The following is a 15,216-nucleotide window of genomic DNA, read 5'->3' on the forward strand; positions in this document are numbered from 1 at the left end:
CATTGTCGGGATGTAAGCACCGGTCGTCCCCACACCATCACGTGGAAACTCCCTGCCTTTCGGACGCTTGACTATGAACGGGTTGTCGTCCCATTGCCCGTTCTTGGGCCGGATGTCATGCAGTAAGCCGCTGGCATCGATGCGGATTTACTCGAGTTCAATAAATACCGAATCCCTGCAAGGGATTAAAACCTACCGATGGCTGAATTATTCATTATTGACCATGAAGTTCAATAAATACCGAATCCCTGCAAGGGATTAAAACGTTCCTCGGGTTGGGCTATGGGTTCAAGGTCGGTTCAATAAATACCGAATCCCTGCAAGGGATTAAAACTTCATGGGCTTCTCCTTTGGGGTCATATCCATTGGTTCAATAAATACCGAATCCCTGCAAGGGATTAAAACATCGCCAAATTGTTCACCCGTTAAGATTGTGCCGTTCAATAAATACCGAATCCCTGCAAGGGATTAAAACCGCAATCAAATTATGGATGCCTTTACTCGAACGTGGTTCAATAAATACCGAATCCCTGCAAGGGATTAAAACGTGAGCATTTCATAGAGCAGCGTTGATAGCCAAGTTCAATAAATACCGAATCCCTGCAAGGGATTAAAACTTTCTATCGTGCCATTCATGGCCTGAATATCCTTGAGTTCAATAAATACCGAATCCCTGCAAGGGATTAAAACCAAGGGACTTCAATTGCGCTTACCCCAGCCCCGCCGTTCAATAAATACCGAATCCCTGCAAGGGATTAAAACGATTATGGCGTTTTCAATTCTGCACCCGCGACGGGTTCAATAAATACCGAATCCCTGCAAGGGATTAAAACCGCCGTTCACTGCTAGCGGTCGTGGCACAATCATCGAGGTTCAATAAATACCGAATCCCTGCAAGGGATTAAAACATTCCAAAAATCCGCAAACTGATGTTCTCGGTGTTCAATAAATACCGAATTCCTGCAAGGGATTAAAACATTGCACGCGGGGCAGCAGCCAAAGTGCAGTTTGGTTCAATAAATACCGAATCCCTGCAAGGGATTAAAACTCATCTATCGGGACTTCAGGCGTATCCGATCCCGGTTCAATAAATACCGAATCCCTGCAAGGGATTAAAACTTGGCGCAGCCTGTCACCGACCCCAGCGGCAGAGCGGGTTCAATAAATACCGAATCCCTGCAAGGGATTAAAACATGGATACTACTGCCACTGCTGCTATCGAACGATTGTTCAATAAATACCGAATCCCTGCAAGGGATTAAAACTACCACAACATATAGACGTGACTCATCTGGGCTGAGTTCAATGAATACCGAATCCCTGCAAGGGATAACATAACCATTCCTCGACAGAGCATGGCTCCTGAGGAAGTTCAATAAATACCGAATCCCTCCAAGGGATTAAAACTTTCTTCTCCAATCGCGATTGGGGCCGCGCTTTCCGTTCAATAAATACCGAATCCCTGCAAGGGATTAAAACATTATCACCCGCCCCGATTGACGTTCGATTGAGTGTTCAATACATACCGAATCCCTCCAAGGGATTAAAACTACACTGTCATGAATAGGCTCGTCTCCCGCTCCATGTTTAATCCATAGCGAATCCCTGCAAAGGTCTTGAGTTCAATTCTTACTTAGCGTAGCTTGGGCAATGCTACCACCGACTTGACATAGCCTGAGGCCGGTGCTATTCTAGCCCAAAATTCTGTGTAGCAGAATTATATCCTTGTAAAACTAATAATTACAGCAAACAGTGAGGATTCGATGGATAAACACATCAAAACCATCGCCCAACTTAATCGGCTTGTACATGAACCAGTTCGCTTACAAGTGATGAGCTATCTTGCTACCGTTGATGAAGCAGATTTTCTGTATCTGATGAACGAACTTGAGCTAACCCAAGGCAACCTCGGCTCCCACATGAGCAAGCTCGAAGCCGAAGGTTATATCTCGGTCACCAAAGAATTTGTCGCCCGCCGCCCACGCACCAGCTATCGCCTCACCTCAGATGGCAAGGTCGCGATCAATCAATATTGGCGTCTGATGCGCTCGATCGCCAGCGATGTCAATGAGTAAACAAAAAAGGCCTTGGGCAATTGCCCAAGGCCTTTTGATTATGCGGTTAGAAATTATTGGCCAACAGCTCGGCTAGGAGCAATCGCTGGCAAACAACCATTGAATGGGTAGTGATGCGATTCACCATAACCAATCAATGAGTTGCCAATCAAGGTGCCATTGATTTGGCCATTGTTGAAGTTGACATCAGCAAATGGAGCCAAAATCGTGCCTTTGATACCAATTCCATCCAACTTGAAGCTGGTGGCTTGGTAGAAGTTGTAGACAATCTTGGTTTGATCAACATTGGTCAAGAAGGTTTCGAAATATTGCATCTTATTATCAAGACCGCTGATATTGACCAACACGGTTGAGCCAGCTGGAACATTGATGTGTAAGCCATTGGCTTTGCTCAATTCAATTCCATCAACCGTGAAGATGTTGGCGCTGGCATTGGTTCCGGTCAACTTGACTGCACCATATTCATAGACAGTCGTGCCATTGGCGCTCAACGCACCCCAAGCTTGCGAGCGATTGCGCAAGAAGCTTTGCTCAGTGGCAAAATTGATTGGTTGGCCTTGGCGAACCGTGCCATTTTGCACGCTAACGCCATTCAATGATTTGCTCGTGCCATAAACTACGTTGCCGTTGTAGACCGAACCATTGGTGTAGGTCAATGAACCACCAGCAATCAAATCGTCGCGCGTCCCATTCGAGTTGGTCAGGCGCACGCCAACCCCAAAGTTTTGGAAGTTGATATTGCCACCAGCTGCAACCCGACCTTCAATATCGGTGTTGCTTTGGGTAATGTTGCCAAAGGTAAAGACATTGAAATCGCTAGCAGTGCCTAACCCTTGTGGGACACATTGGTTACCTGGTACAGGCGTACTGGTTGGTACTGGAGTACTAGTTGCAGTTGGCACTGGCGTATTCGTTGCGGTTGGCAACGGCGTGTTGGTTGCAGTTGCGGTTGGTACTGGCGTATTCGTCGCGGTTGGCAACGGCGTGTTGGTTGCAGTTGCGGTTGGTGTGCTCGTCGCGGTTGGCACTGGCGTATTCGTCGCGGTTGGCAACGGCGTGTTGGTCGCAGTTGCGGTTGGTGTGCTCGTCGCGGTTGGCACTGGCGTATTCGTCGCGGTTGGCAACGGCGTGTTGGTTGCAGTTGCGGTTGGCGTATTCGTCGCGGTTGGCAACGGTGTGTTGGTTGGCGTGCTGCGGCGAATGCTGAAATTGACCGCAACAGGCTCACAGCGAATTGCTAACGATTCACCAAATAAGCCAACATAGGTTGCGCTCAAGCGATAATCGCCTTCAGGCTTAGTGCTCGAATCCCAGCCATTTGGCTGAGTGCCATTATTGCCCATGAAATAGTATGGTGAGTTCACATCAGTGTAATTGGTGGTTTGAGCACCAGTCAAAGCAAACTCAACTTTTTGGGGCAAAGCACCAGCAACTTCAGCCTGGATATTCAAAACACCACTGACCAATTGGTTGTTGCTCACCCCGCTCAAGCGGCTAATTTGGCCTTGAGCACAAACTTCTTGGACTGGAGGCGCACAATAGCTGGTGTTAGGGAAGCGCGTTGAAAGCAAACGATCGCCATAGCGTTGGCCAACTAGTGATTGCAAAACTGGCCCACGGAAAATATCGAGCTGGGCTTTACAATCAGGAATTGCCACCTCCATCGTGACTGTTTGGCGTGGCCCAACAGTATACAGCGTGTAATCAAACAGCTGTTGGTTGCCAATCCGATCATCAAACATTCGATATGAGGCAATCCCAACCTGATAGGCACAATTGTACGAGTTATTGTATACCGCCCCAGCAGTATTCGATGTAAACCAGCCAGTCAATGAACGGGTATTCGTTGGATCACACGTTGGTGGAGTTGCAGTAGTAACTGCAACTGCAGCTGGCAAAGAGACCGATTCCACCACCCGCACTGTAGCTTGCACTGCTTGCGGTGTTTTGACTGTTTGGCGTGGAGTTGCAGCCCAAACGCTAAAAGGAACGCCTAAGACCGCCACGAGCAACACGGCCAACCAAACGACACGTTGCTTCATAAAGCATCCTCAATAATAGAGCTAAAGTACTACGCAAATAAAGACCTTCCTATCATAATCTAGCCGTAGCATAAAGCAAGGTGGAGATTTGTTTTTATTATGTGTGAATATCGCAACATCTTTTTTAGATCAGTACTAGGACTTTCAGTACATACACTTTTCGATCATTCATGCATAAATTTATTAAAATTTTATATAACAGATTGCCTATTAATCTAAATACTTATTAAAGCAGTGATTATTGTACGTCAGCTAGCATTTTATCGCTTAAAAAAGCAAAGCCCGCCAATCGGCGGGCTGCACCATTAAGTTTGCTAAGAATCTTAGCGCGCTAAAGCAGTTTGGGTAGCCTGTAAGCCAGCAGCAAAACTCAAGGCCTCGCTTGGCGCAAGCTGATCTAAGCCAGTTTGGGCTAGCCATTGTTGCTCGGCAGCACTTTGGTACAAGCCACGTTCTTGGCGAATTTGTTGGGCGGTTGCCATTAATTGCGCTGCCAGTTCTGGGTGTGTTGCTGTTACCAGCGCGGCGCAATGTTGCATAATCATCAGATCGTAGCGTCGTAGCTCTGTTGTTGCTGCAATTGCCAGCATATCTTGTGCTTGTTGTTGCATTGCAGATTGATCATTGGTTGCAATTGCTAAGCGTATTGCTAAAATCGCATGATATAAACGAAATTCTTGAATTAATGCTTCGATTGGTTCAAGCTTATGGAAATATTCGCTAGCTTGCGCATAATTTCCTGTTGCAATTGCAATTTCTGCTTGCTTAATCCAACTTCGTTGCATTGCTTCTTGATTGCCAACCGCGCGCCAAGCTTGCTCAGCTTCGCTAAAATGCAGCTCAGCTTGGGCATAATCAGCTTGTTCAGCTGCCGAAATTCCTCGTGCATAACGAATATAGGCCAAATTATCGTGATCACTAATCGCATACGCATTAACAAACGCTTGATCAAACCATTGCGTTGCCTCAGCATAGCGCCCATAATCAACCGCAACTAAACCTAAATTGATCTGGCTAAGAAACATATCCCATGTTTGATTCAGCTGTTGTTTAAGCGCAAGTGCTTGCTCAAAATAGTTTTGGGCGGTGGCTAATTGATTTCGTTCTTGGGCTAAAGTGCCAAGATTATGTAACATCAAGATTTCGCGTTGTTGGTTCCCAACCGTGCGCGCCAATGTCAACGCTGCTTCAAATGCTATTTGTGAATCCTGCAAGCGCCCAAGCGTGCCATATAAAACTGCCAAATTACCAATTGCACTAATCTCATCGTGCGGTAAATTAAGTTCCTGCCATAAACGTCGAGCTTCAATTAAATAATTCTCTGCTTCAGCAAAACGATTCAAGCTAATTAACAAACCACCGAGGCCGGTTGCAATTCGCGCGATTGCGCTTAAATCGCTGCGATTTGGGTGTTGATAGGTTTGTTCGAGCCAAGCAACGGCCTCGCGGTACGCACTTGTGCGATACCAATAAAAATAAAGATTGCCAGCAATTCGCTGCGCAATCAGACCATCGCTGCTTTCAAGCGACCAGCCTATTGCTTGGCGAATATTATGAATCTCGCCGCGGGCCTGTTCGATCCACTTCGCCCCATCTGCTCCGCGAATCTGCTGCTGGACTGATTCACTCAAGGCTTGGTAATGCAGTGCATGCCGCTCTTGCAAATAATAGAAACGGCCTGTTTTTTGCAATTGCTCTAGGGCATATTCACGCACTGCATCAATCATAATAAAGCGCGGTTGTTGGCCAGGCAGGTGTTCAGTTTGCAGCAAATGGCGATCAATCAGCGCATTTAGGCTGGTTTCAAATGGCATACCCTCAACCAAACCAACCTGTTTGATGGTATCGATGGTTGCCCCGCCAGCAAAAACACCCAACTGGATAAAAATATCTTTGGCATCGGCGGGCAACATGCTGACACTCCACGCCAGCACCGGCTTGATAATCGCTTGGCGCGCCGATTGTTTGGGGTTTAAAGCAGCCATCGAAAGATGATTACGCACGAAAAATAATAAATCTTGCGGGGTAAGCGAGGCACTATGGGCGGCGATTAACTCAATCGCCAAAGGCAGGCCCTGCACTAGCCGACAAATATCAACTAATGCGGCGGCATTATCGGCGCTCAAACGAAAGCGCGGCTGGCGCGTCCGCATTCGCTCAACAAACAAGTTAACAGCACTATACTGCTCTAATGCTTCAAGACTATATTCTTCGCCAATATCAGGGTATTGCAACGCAGGAACCATAATCGTGGTTTCATCAGCAACCCCAAGGGCTTGGCGGCTGGTAATCAAACAGGTTAGGCCAGGCGCACGGCGCAACAATGCTTGGATTTCGCTAGCAGCTGCGGCAACTTGCTCAAAATTATCAAGAATTAACAGAATTTGTTTATCGGCTAAAGCCAAAACCAATGAATCCAAGATTGCTTCATTGTGCGATTCTTCAACGCCGAGCGTGGCTGCAATCGTTGGCAACACAAATTTAGCTTGTGAAACGGGGGCCAAGGCCACAAAATAGCGCCCATCGCGAAAAACCTCGCCAACTTGCTCAGCAACCTCTAAACTGAGACGGGTTTTGCCAGCCCCACTTTGGCCATATAATGTTACCAACCGTGCTTGAGCATCGAGCAAAAGGTCAAGCACTAAGGTGCGAGCACGGGTGCGACCAATCAAACGCGTGGCATATTGGGGCAATTGTGATGGTAATAATGGCATAACAAAACCTCATCACCGCGAAACGTGCAGTAAGGTTTTACTGTAATGATTCATTCGCAGCTTGGCAAGGTTGATTTATGTCCCTCAATCGGGCTATTTTTTTAATGGCCTCATGCAACAAATCACCCATAAAATTCCCCCAAGCGGAGCATGGAACTATGCTATGCTTGCATATGACGGGGCCAAACAGGGTAGCCTATGCCAGTGATAGCAAAAGCCATGATGCTAATACCACATTCGTATACAACCCGCAGTTCAATTATCACACTCGATGGTGATGGTATTATTGTGATCAAAATTCGGCCAGGCATTCAAGAGACGGTTGAGGACGCAGAGGAAAATTTGGCCGCAGTCGATCTGTTGGCTGGTAGCATTCGCCGCCCACGCTTGCTCGATTTGCGCGAAGCCTTGCCAATTTCGCGTGAGGTGCGGCGCTTTTATATGCAGCCAGCCACCCGCAACAGCGCCACAATTGTAGCGCTGTTGGTCGATTCGACAGTCAGCCGCGTAATTGCCAATTTGATTATCGGCTTAACTGGTAATAGCCAAGCGGTGCAGGTATTCAGCGATGAACACGCTGCCCGCCAATGGTTACGTCAAGCAAATGTCAATTAGTTTTGGCTGCGCTCAATTTGCGCCACAAAATCCTCAAACGAGTTCTTGCCCGAAATCGTAATCCGATTCCAAATCAGCGGATCGTCGTTGGTCGTATCGGTAGTTTGGCGGGTTGTCGTCGCACTGCGATAGCCAGCCTCGCGCACGAGCTCCACAGTCAGGGCATTGTAGCGGCCATAGGGGTAGCAAAAATGGCGAATCTCCAGCCCCAAGTGTTGCTCTAGCTCCCGTTTACTATGGGCAATTTCAATCCATTGTGATTCGCGATCAAGCGTCGTTAAATCGGGGTGAACCCGCGTATGCGAGCCAATTGTCACCAATGGTGATTGACTAAGCTCTTGCAATTGTTGCCAGCTTACATAGGCTGGCTCGCCAACCAAGGCCACAGGAATATAAGCAGTAATTGGCACATTCAAGCTTTGGGCAATTGGAAACGCTTGCTCATACAAGTCGCGATAGCCATCATCAAGTGTAATTACCACGGGATGTTCGGGCAAGCTGATTTCGCCGCGTTGCGCTGCCAACACCATATCCAAACTCACCACATGAAAATTATGGCTTTGCAGATATTCGAGCTGGCGTTTAAATTCTGCTGGCGGCACCGATAAACTATCGCGCAACCGATCAGCAGGATTGGGATTTTGCGAAATATAGTGATAGGTGAGCATGGTCACATGCAAGGCTTGATATTCCCATGGCCGCAAGCCATAGCGCCATTCCAAGGCATGTTGGCCAACATTGCCCATCTCAACTTGCCAGCCAATTGGGTTGCTCGGCGTGTAGGTCAAGGTACGGCGCTCAAACAATTGCACCAAAACCTCGCGCTCAACCCCATCAACCAAGGTTTGCGTCCAAAACGCTGGGCTAATGGGCCGCCCAAAGACATACAACGCTTCGCGGGCTTGGGCTTGCACATACTCCCATAGCACGGCTGGCACGGTTTGGCCGGTCACATCATCGCGATGGCTGCCACTGGTTTCTGGGTAGCGCTCGGCCAAACTTTGGTCAGCCCAAACCTGCACGCCAGTTGCTTCATGAGTTAGCCAATTGGTTACCGCTTGGCCGCGCAAATCGGCTCCTGCCTGGTCATGCAAGGTCAAAAATTCAGCCCAATCGCGGTAGCGCGGCGCACGATTTTCAATCACTGCATCGCCAGCGACTGGTTGCTCCGAGCCACAGCTGCCAGTTGCACATTGCTCGCGCCAATCTGCATTGCCAATTTGCAAGCGCCCAGTGACCAACTCAAGCACCAAGAGGCCATTGGTAATGTACCATGGCGATTTGGTTGCAAGATTGGGATCAGTAATTTCCATCCGCGCTTTGGCATAATAGCGCACCCAACGCAATTGGCGCGGGCTTTCTGCATAGCGCTCTTGGGTTTGCCATAAGCGTTGCGGCCCCCAGAGCCACGCTTGCTCAGTGCCACGTTGGCCATCAGTGGCCTGCCACAGCTGCTCGAACGCCCGATCTTCGCCTAAAATAATCCGTGCCGCTGTGCTTTGAGGCAGCAACAACGGCACAATAACCAACAACCCAAGCCAAACTCTTAGGGTTTTTGCCAATCCAACGCCCATGCAACCTCTCGATCGATGTGGTCGCGCCAAAAAGCCCAGGCATGGCCTTGCGGATATTCTGCATAGTTCAGCTCCACACCGGCTCCAACCAGAATATCGCGCAACGTCCGGTTGCCCTCTAGGAAATTGCATTCATCGCCAGTGACCGGCCCGCCAATACATGTCTCATAGGTTCCCACGACGGTCACAATCCGCGCATTAACTGGCGGTTGAATTGACATCAGGGTGAGCAGGCGGCCATTTTGGCGTGAAACAAAGCCTGATTGATTGACCACAGCGCCAAATACCTCAGGATATTGTAAGGCCAAATAGAGCGAAATCAAGCCACCATATGAGTCGCCAACCACAACTCGTTGCTTAGGATCATTGATCGTGCTGTATTTGCTATCGATCATTGGCACTAATTCGGTTGCGAAAAATTCGCTATAGGCATCGTTGAGGTCATAATCACGTTGGCGGCCTTGCTCGCGGCTTGGTTTGACAAACACGGCAATCAGGGGCGGTAAAATCTCATCGGCAATCGCGTTATCCAAAATCGTTGGCGTAAAGGCATAGTTTTGGTAATCATCGCCATCTTGGAAATAAACGCTGGGATATTGCTTAGCCGGATCGTAATTGGCAGGCAAGTAGACATGCAATTGGTGGGTAGTTTTGCTAATTTCCGTATAGTAGTTGCCCAAACTTTCGACAGTTCCCTTGGGCACATCGCTGCGCGAAATAATTTCGGTTGGCGTGACGTATTCGGGCATGCGCAACTCGGAATTCAGACCCATGCTGCTTGGAACCACCGTTGAATTACGCGGATCGTTGATCAAACCACCGCCACCACCAACGCCAAAGCGATAATCGATGCGCGCGGTTGGGCTGATGGTTTGGACAACGCCCCACCAATTGGTCGTGCCAAGCCGTTGCATCGGAATCGTCTGAAACCAGTTGGTCAGATCGCTTGATAATTCCATCCGTGGAGCATCTTTTTCGACCATAAACAAGGCTTGATCGCCTTGGGTCAAGGGGCTTGCTGGAAACATCGCGTTAAAATCATTGATCAGTTTAAGTTGCGCTGCTTGATCATCGGTTTTGGCCAATTGCTCGCGCAATTGATTAAAACTGGTAATCGGCTGGCTGGCATCATACGTGACCGCCGCGCCACCGCAACTTGCCAAAAGCACACTGAATGCTAAAAATAAGCCAATAAATCGCTGCATAGATTAATCCTTTGGTTGATTGGAAGGTTGGATGACTTGGCGAACTTTGGCCCAAGCCCAGGTGCGGCGGCGCAATTCGCTGTGATCGATGCGCTGTTGCCGCCATTGCCAAACTGCTGCCAAGCTGCGTTGCAAGCCAGCAACGGTCATTAAGCGCCGATGCCAACGATTGAAACGCTTGCCATAGGCCAAGCGAAAAAATTGTGATCGCGCTTGTTGCAAGGCCAAAAACGAGCGTACCCGAAATTGGCTTGAGCTTGCCCCACCATGATGAATGACGGTTGCCTGCGGCTGCTGCCAAATTGCCCAGCCAGCTTGACGAATGCGCCAACAAAGCTCAACTTCTTCTGCATAGAGCCAAAAATCTTCGTTAAACAGGCCAACTTCGGCCAAGGTTTCGGCCCGCACGAGCATCGCCGCGCCCAAGGGATGATCGATTGCAAACGCTGCGTCGCCGCCATCTTGCATGTAGCGCCCATTCAGCGGGTGATGATAGAGCCGCCCAAAACCACGCCCACGTGGCGGATAGAGATCGAACACGCTCATCAACAAACTTGGGAAGCGAAAAGCGGCAACTTGAAACGAGCCATCGGGGTAGCGTAAGCGCGGCGCAACCATGCCAACCCGCGAATGGTGCTGCAAAAAAACCACCAACGCTTCTAAGGCTCCGCTGGTCAGCTGGGCATCGGGGTTGAGCAGCAAAAGATAATCGGGCTGCTGCTGCAAGGCATGGCGAATACCCAAATTATTGGCCTTCGCAAAGCCTAAATTTGCCCCCGATTCGATGACATGCGCTTGTGGAAACTCGGCCTGGACCATGGCAACGCTGCCATCGTGCGAAGCGTTATCGACCACAATTGCATTGGTTGGCAAGGTGCTCAGGGCGAGGCTGGCCAAACATTCGCGCAACAAATCGCGGGTATTGTAGGAAACAATAATTACTGGAATTGGCTGCATCGAACTACTCCCGACCTGCGGCGAGCTGCGCTAAAATGCCAGCCAAATCATCGGCCAAGAGATCAATCGTTGGTTCCCACGATTGGGCTTGCTGCATGCTATGCACGCCGCTGCCAACAAAGGCGGTGGCAATCCCAACCCGCTGCGCGCCAGCAATATCAGTATCCAAGCGATCGCCGACCATTAATGTTTTCTCGGGCGTTACGCCAAACAATTGCAATGCCGCTTCAAACATGGCAGGTTCAGGCTTACCTATTACTTCTGGCGTGCAATCACTGGCAGTTGCCAAAGCCGCCACAATCGCGCCAGCCCCGGGAATCAAGCCCTCAGGCGCGGGAAACGTGCGATCGCTGTTTGTGGCAATAAACGCTGCGCCAGCGCGCAAGGCCAAGGTTGCGGTTTTCAAACGGGCATAGGTCAGGTTGAAATCAACCCCAACCACCACCGCCGCCACATCGCTATCAGCGGGCACAAAATAGCCATCGCCAAACAACGACGACTGAATGCCATCCATGCCAATCGCCAGCAAGCGCGTGCCCTGCGGGTAGCGGGTGCGCAACAAGGTTGCCGTCGCCGTTGATGAGGTAATCACATGCTCAGCCGAAATTGCAATCCCCAACTGCTGGAGATGGGTGGCAAAGGTCGCGGGCAATTGCGATGAATTATTGGTTAAACAGGCATACCCTAAATCGAAGCGATCAAGCACGCTGGTTAATTCCGCAGCGCCTGGCAAAATCGTCCCACCCCGATGCAAAACGCCATCCATATCGAGCAAGATGAGCTTTAACTGCTTGAGATTGAGCATGCCGAAAAATCCCCATAAAAAACAACTTCTCCCGATTGTACCACTGCCACGGCTTGCCAACACGTTCATACTGCGATCTAAAGGTTATGAAATGTGACATGGAACCAAAGCAAGGCGAGCGGTGTAGAACTTAACAAAGCAGCCAAATCAGGAGCATCTGCCGTGGATCAAGCCTCGCAGCCCGCTGATCTCGCCCAAACGTGGGCAACCCAAATTCTCGCCCATCAAACGGCGATCTTTCGCTTGGCCTATCTCATGGTCGGCGATTCAATGATTGCCGAAGATTTGGCCCAAGAGACGGTTATGCGCGCCTTACGGATGCAGCATCAGTTTGATGTTGAGCGCCCGTTGAAGCCATGGCTGTTGCAAATTACCGCCAATCTGGCTCGAAATTATCGCCGTTCGTTGCGCCGTTATCTGCGCGCCTTGCAACGCTTTGCCTTGCAACAGCCAGAAAACAGCGAATTTAACGAAACCAGCGGCCCAGCGTGGGAGGCAACCCAACTTTGGCATGCAATTGGTCGGCTGGCTCAACGCGAACAAGAGGTCTTGTATTTGCGCTATTTTTTGGAATTAAGCGAGCAGGAAACTGCCCAAGCACTTGGGATTGCCCAAGGCACGGTCAAATCGCGCTTACACCGCGCGTTGGTACGCTTGCGCGGCGTGGTCGATGGCGAATTTCCCGAGTTGCGAACGGAGCGTTGCGCATGAACCAACCACCAGAATCCTACCCAGAAGAAACCCTGCGCAAACAAGCCCAAGCGTTTCCCTACCCGCCAACGCCACAGTTGCAGATCACGCGCCCACACCGCTCGGTCTGGCCACTGCGGGTTGGTGTAGCAGTTGCAGTCGTGCTGCTTTTGAGTTTCACGCTGCCGGCAGTGCGGGCACACGTCGGGCGCTGGCTGCAAGTTGGCACCATTTTTATTGGCAATCAACCACCAACCATGCTGCCAAAGCCAACCCAAATTCAGCCCAGTCAGGACCCGATAACAAACCAATTACCCACCAGTTCGCTGCTTGGCCCGCCCGATCAACTATTGCAATTAGAGCCATATCCGCATGTGCAGCGCTTGATGTGGTTCAGTCAAGCTCAAACGATCACGCTTGATGTGCTTGATTCGCAGGCGTGGGCTGGCAAAACCGTGCTCGCGCTTGATAACGTGACACGGACGCAGGTTCATAATCAGCCAGCGATTTGGCTGCAAGGCCAGCGCGAATTGACCTTTTTTGATCCTGGCACAACCCAAATCTACCAAACCACAAGTTTGAGCGTTACCGCGACCTTAATTTGGACTGATGATCAGCGGACTTATCGGCTTGAAACCACCAGTGATCTGGCCACAATGCGCCAAATCGCCGAATCGTTGAGCCAAGGAGAATGACCATGCGCCGTTTATTGATTTTCATGTGTCTCATCGGATTGCAATTTGGCCTGATTAGCATCAGCAATGCTGGCGGCTGGGCAACAACGCCCATCACCAAACTACCCGATACGATTGTTGCTGACCAAATTTTTCAACTTAAATTTAGCGTGCTACAACATGGCACGAAACCAACCAACGGCTTAGCAGGCAATCCAATCAAGCCCGAACTGACTGTGCGGCACGTAGCAAGTCAGCAAGTCAAAACATTCTATGCCCAACAGGTTGGTGATGTTGGCCATTTTCAGAGCAGTTTACAACTGCCAACTGCCGGAGAATGGGAAATTTCAATTATTCCACTGCCGTTTGGCAACATCGAAGGCGAAGTCTATCGAATTACCGTCCAAGAAGCCCCAGCGGCTGATCATAATTGGTGGTATATGGGGATTGCGGCTGGCGGCTTAGGCTTGGCAATGGGCATGGGCTGGTTGATCAAACGGATCAGCCATTAATCAACGAATGCTTAAACCATCAGCGATCGCGCCGAATCTTTAGCCAAGGAGAATGACCATGCGCCGTTTATTGATCTTCGTTTGTCTCGTTGGATTGCAATTTGGCCTAGTTAGCATCAGCAATGCTGGTGGCTGGGCAACAACGCCCATCACCAAACTGCCCGATACGATTGTGGCTGGCCAAAGCTTTCAGCTTGAATTTAGCGTATTGCAACATGGCACCAAGCCTATTAGTAGCATGGGCACTGATCCGATAAAGCCATTGTTGACCGCTGAACATGCAACGAGCACAGAGTTTCAGCAAGTTTGGGCTACCCAGGTTGGTGATGTTGGTAATTTTCAAGCCACATTGCAGCTGCCAACTGCCGGAGAATGGGAAATTTCAATCAAGCCAATGCCGTTTGGCACCATAGAAGGCGAGGTTTATCGAATTACAGTGCAAGAAGCAACTGCCGCGCCAAAAGCAGCCAATTGGTGGTATATGGGGATTGCCGCAGGTGGTCTAGGCTTGGCAGTGGGGATGGGCTGGTTGATCAAACGCATCAGCCATTAAGCAAATTGAATTGAGGCTGGCTAACACCAGCCTCAATTTAGCGTTGTTCAGGCGCAGTTAATACAATTGTTTCAGCGGTGAGCGCTTCGAGCGCTACTTTGGCTGCCGCCTGCGAAGCCATCGTTTTTGAGGTACCGATACCAACGCCAAGCAAGCTATCGCCCGCCCAAACCTCAATTGTCCAGGTGCGCTCGTGGTCGGGGCCGGTCACGTTAACTTCACGGTAATTGGGCGTTAGGTTGATCCGACCTTGGACAAATTGTTGTAAATCGGTCTTGTAATCTTGGTTTTGCACCCCGCTGGCCTTAACCGATTTAAGCAAGGGCAGCACAAAATCGCGAGCAGCAGGCCAGCCGCCATCAAGCGCAATCGCCGCCAACAAGGCCTCAAAGGCATCGGCCAACAAATTATCGCGCTCACGGGCTTTGGCCCGTTCCTCGCCACGGCTAATTTGCACATAACTCCCAAGATCAAAGCGCCGTGCGAGGCTGGCTAAGGTGCGGGTTTGCACCAACATCGCGCGCATTTTGGTTAGATCGCCCTCGCCAAGCTCAGGAAACTCGTGAAACAAAAAAGAACCACAAATAAAATTTAAAAGAGCATCGCCAAGAAACTCAAGCCGTTCGTTCGATTCTGAGCCGGCTTCTGGGTGTTCATGCACATACGAGCGATGCAGCAATGCAGCCCGTAAAAACGCGACATCGTTGAAGGTATAGCCAAGTTCAGTTTGTAGTTTATTTAAATCCATAGCAGCAATGTTAAGCTACGCGAGCTAGGCAGATTGCAATAATCCGCCTAGC

At 49.8% G+C, this 15,216-nt stretch carries 13 protein-coding genes and 1 CRISPR repeat array; of the genes, 6 read left to right on the top strand and 7 right to left on the bottom strand.

The features are described from left to right. Nucleotides 1–155 precede the first annotated feature (155 nt). Nucleotides 156–1,550: direct repeats of the CRISPR family, unit length 37 nt; unit sequence GTTCAATAAATACCGAATCCCTGCAAGGGATTAAAAC. Nucleotides 1,551–1,763: 213 nt separating this feature from the next. Beyond that, complete coding sequence (locus C5S61_RS13900) at nucleotides 1,764–2,075, top strand: winged helix-turn-helix domain-containing protein (protein WP_110515648.1); 312 nt, start codon at nucleotides 1,764–1,766, stop codon at nucleotides 2,073–2,075. Between the two features lie 53 nt (nucleotides 2,076–2,128). On the opposite strand, the gene C5S61_RS13905 is transcribed toward C5S61_RS13900, so the two are convergent. Together C5S61_RS13905 and C5S61_RS13910 are read right to left on the bottom strand one after the other, a co-directional pair. Further along, on the bottom strand, nucleotides 2,129–4,117 hold the full coding sequence (locus C5S61_RS13905; RefSeq protein WP_110515649.1) for a choice-of-anchor A family protein: 1,989 nt from the start codon (nucleotides 4,115–4,117) through the stop codon (nucleotides 2,129–2,131). A 323-nt stretch (nucleotides 4,118–4,440) separates the two neighbouring features. Beyond that, a complete protein-coding gene (locus tag C5S61_RS13910; RefSeq protein ID WP_110515650.1) occupies nucleotides 4,441–6,831 on the bottom strand; it encodes an ATP-binding protein in 2,391 nt (796 codons plus the stop codon). Between the two features lie 219 nt (nucleotides 6,832–7,050). On the opposite strand from C5S61_RS13910, the gene C5S61_RS13915 reads away from it, so the two are divergent. Continuing rightward, complete coding sequence (locus C5S61_RS13915; protein ID WP_110515651.1) at nucleotides 7,051–7,446, top strand: SpoIIAA family protein; 396 nt, start codon at nucleotides 7,051–7,053, stop codon at nucleotides 7,444–7,446. Here the strand turns inward: C5S61_RS13915 and C5S61_RS13920 are convergent. The 4 genes from C5S61_RS13920 to C5S61_RS13935 are packed head-to-tail and all read right to left on the bottom strand — an operon-like array spanning nucleotide 7,443 to nucleotide 11,987. After that, a complete protein-coding gene (locus tag C5S61_RS13920; RefSeq protein ID WP_110515652.1) occupies nucleotides 7,443–9,020 on the bottom strand; it encodes a polysaccharide deacetylase family protein in 1,578 nt (525 codons plus the stop codon). The two genes, C5S61_RS13915 and C5S61_RS13920, sit on opposite strands and share 4 nt — an antisense overlap. Beyond that, complete coding sequence (locus tag C5S61_RS13925) at nucleotides 8,993–10,225, bottom strand: alpha/beta hydrolase (RefSeq protein WP_110515653.1); 1,233 nt, start codon at nucleotides 10,223–10,225, stop codon at nucleotides 8,993–8,995. Before C5S61_RS13925 ends, C5S61_RS13920 begins: the two co-directional genes overlap by 28 nt. 3 nt (nucleotides 10,226–10,228) lie before the next feature. Continuing rightward, nucleotides 10,229–11,182 carry a glycosyltransferase family 2 protein gene (locus C5S61_RS13930; protein ID WP_110515654.1) on the bottom strand — a complete coding sequence of 318 codons (954 nt, stop codon included), beginning with the start codon at nucleotides 11,180–11,182 and terminating at the stop codon, nucleotides 10,229–10,231. Nucleotides 11,183–11,186: 4 nt separating this feature from the next. Next, nucleotides 11,187–11,987, bottom strand: coding sequence for an HAD-IIA family hydrolase (locus C5S61_RS13935; RefSeq protein ID WP_110515655.1), 801 nt, complete (start codon nucleotides 11,985–11,987; stop codon nucleotides 11,187–11,189). A gap of 162 nt (nucleotides 11,988–12,149) precedes the next feature. Between C5S61_RS13935 and C5S61_RS13940 the strand changes: the two genes are divergently transcribed. From C5S61_RS13940 to C5S61_RS13955, 4 genes are read left to right on the top strand one after another with little or no spacing between them, the layout of a single operon-like run. Beyond that, nucleotides 12,150–12,698, top strand: coding sequence for an RNA polymerase sigma factor (locus C5S61_RS13940; RefSeq protein WP_164689474.1), 549 nt, complete (start codon nucleotides 12,150–12,152; stop codon nucleotides 12,696–12,698). Further along, nucleotides 12,695–13,372: a hypothetical protein gene (locus tag C5S61_RS13945; RefSeq protein ID WP_110515657.1), complete on the top strand. Its 678-nt coding sequence runs from the start codon at nucleotides 12,695–12,697 to the stop codon at nucleotides 13,370–13,372. The genes C5S61_RS13940 and C5S61_RS13945 overlap by 4 nt, the downstream gene beginning before the upstream one ends. 2 nt (nucleotides 13,373–13,374) lie before the next feature. Next, nucleotides 13,375–13,863, top strand: coding sequence for a hypothetical protein (locus tag C5S61_RS13950; protein ID WP_110515658.1), 489 nt, complete (start codon nucleotides 13,375–13,377; stop codon nucleotides 13,861–13,863). A gap of 58 nt (nucleotides 13,864–13,921) precedes the next feature. Then, entirely contained in the window at nucleotides 13,922–14,416 is a 495-nt protein-coding gene (locus C5S61_RS13955) for a hypothetical protein (protein WP_110515659.1), read from the top strand. Between the two features lie 37 nt (nucleotides 14,417–14,453). On the opposite strand, the gene rnc is transcribed toward C5S61_RS13955, so the two are convergent. Continuing rightward, nucleotides 14,454–15,164, bottom strand: a complete 711-nt coding sequence (gene rnc, locus C5S61_RS13960) for a ribonuclease III (RefSeq protein WP_110515660.1) — start codon at nucleotides 15,162–15,164, stop codon at nucleotides 14,454–14,456. Nucleotides 15,165–15,216 lie beyond the last annotated feature (52 nt).

This window comes from Herpetosiphon llansteffanensis (assembly GCF_003205875.1).
In the GTDB taxonomy this organism is placed as follows: domain Bacteria; phylum Chloroflexota; class Chloroflexia; order Chloroflexales; family Herpetosiphonaceae; genus Herpetosiphon; species Herpetosiphon llansteffanensis.

Coding starts and splice junctions, on each gene's coding strand:
- C5S61_RS13900 (WP_110515648.1), top strand. CDS start 1,764: ATGGATAAACACATCAAAACCATCGCCCAACTTAATCGGCTTGTACAT.
- C5S61_RS13905 (WP_110515649.1), bottom strand. CDS start 4,117: ATGAAGCAACGTGTCGTTTGGTTGGCCGTGTTGCTCGTGGCGGTCTTA.
- C5S61_RS13910 (WP_110515650.1), bottom strand. CDS start 6,831: ATGCCATTATTACCATCACAATTGCCCCAATATGCCACGCGTTTGATT.
- C5S61_RS13915 (WP_110515651.1), top strand. CDS start 7,051: ATGATGCTAATACCACATTCGTATACAACCCGCAGTTCAATTATCACA.
- C5S61_RS13920 (WP_110515652.1), bottom strand. CDS start 9,020: ATGGGCGTTGGATTGGCAAAAACCCTAAGAGTTTGGCTTGGGTTGTTG.
- C5S61_RS13925 (WP_110515653.1), bottom strand. CDS start 10,225: ATGCAGCGATTTATTGGCTTATTTTTAGCATTCAGTGTGCTTTTGGCA.
- C5S61_RS13930 (WP_110515654.1), bottom strand. CDS start 11,182: ATGCAGCCAATTCCAGTAATTATTGTTTCCTACAATACCCGCGATTTG.
- C5S61_RS13935 (WP_110515655.1), bottom strand. CDS start 11,987: ATGCTCAATCTCAAGCAGTTAAAGCTCATCTTGCTCGATATGGATGGC.
- C5S61_RS13945 (WP_110515657.1), top strand. CDS start 12,695: ATGAACCAACCACCAGAATCCTACCCAGAAGAAACCCTGCGCAAACAA.
- C5S61_RS13950 (WP_110515658.1), top strand. CDS start 13,375: ATGCGCCGTTTATTGATTTTCATGTGTCTCATCGGATTGCAATTTGGC.
- C5S61_RS13955 (WP_110515659.1), top strand. CDS start 13,922: ATGCGCCGTTTATTGATCTTCGTTTGTCTCGTTGGATTGCAATTTGGC.
- rnc (WP_110515660.1), bottom strand. CDS start 15,164: ATGGATTTAAATAAACTACAAACTGAACTTGGCTATACCTTCAACGAT.